1 protein-coding gene is annotated in these 919 nt (G+C 44.3%); it reads right to left on the bottom strand.

Features of this window, described 5'->3' with window-relative positions; all coding sequences use genetic code 11:
- Window positions 1-19: 19 nt before the first annotated feature.
- Window positions 20-919 (bottom strand): IS3 family transposase (locus A1019T_RS00100; RefSeq protein ID WP_083720027.1); only part of this gene is annotated, 900 nt, incomplete at its 5' end.

The following is a 919-nucleotide window of genomic DNA, read 5'->3' as shown; positions in this document are numbered from 1 at the left end:
TAAACTTGGGAGATTTTAGTTACCCAGCCTGACGATAATAATCAAACCACACCTGTCTTGGCGATTGATAGCCCAAACCCTTTTGAATCCTCGTCTGATTGTAGTACAGCTCGATATAACTGATAATATCATTGATGGCTGTGAACCTTGTTTTATAGTCTTGATGATATACCAGCTCATTCTTTAATGTGCCCCAGAAGCTTTCTATCGGAGCGTTATCGAAACAGTTGCCTTTGCCGCTCATTGAGCCTATAAATTGATGCTGCTTAATGGTCTTGTGGTAGGCGTGACTGCAATACTGACTGCCTCTGTCTGAATGAACGATTAGCCCTTTGCTTGGACGTTTATTCTTGATGGCCATATTTAGTGCTTTGCAAACTAAATCTGCGGTCATACGCTTGTTAATAGCGTAACCGACAAGCTCTTTGGTGTATAAGTCTTTGACCCCTGCTAAGTACAGCCAACCCTCATTCGTCCAGATATAGGTAATGTCGCTGACCCACGACTCGTTAGGGCGCTTAGCATCAAACTTCTGATCCAGTACGTTTGGATAGACTAGCTTGTTGTGATTGGAGTCGGTGGTGACTTTGAAGCGCTTATGACTACGACATTTAATGCCGTGTTGCTCTTTGATGCTTCTTACCATATACAGGCTAATGTTATGGCCTTGCTCGCTTAGATGAGCATGCAGACAATCTGCGCCATAACGTTCTTTCGTTTCATTGTGAGCCGCTTTAACCAGTAATTCAGACTGGTTGCGATGTATCTGTTGGTCGCTGAGATCACGACTTATCCAGTCGTAATAGCTTGATGGCTTAACCCTTAACACACGGCACATAGTGGTGATGCGAAAGAGGAACTGGTTGTCTTTGATAAAGGCGTACCTGACTAACTGTTTCTCGCGAAGTACGCCGTCGCC

It is taken from the genome of Psychrobacter piechaudii (assembly GCF_900162825.1).
Classification (GTDB): Bacteria; Pseudomonadota; Gammaproteobacteria; order Pseudomonadales; family Moraxellaceae; genus Psychrobacter; species Psychrobacter piechaudii.
The sequence above is the reverse complement of the archived record's forward strand: the minus strand, read 5'-3'. Positions and strand labels throughout refer to the sequence as shown.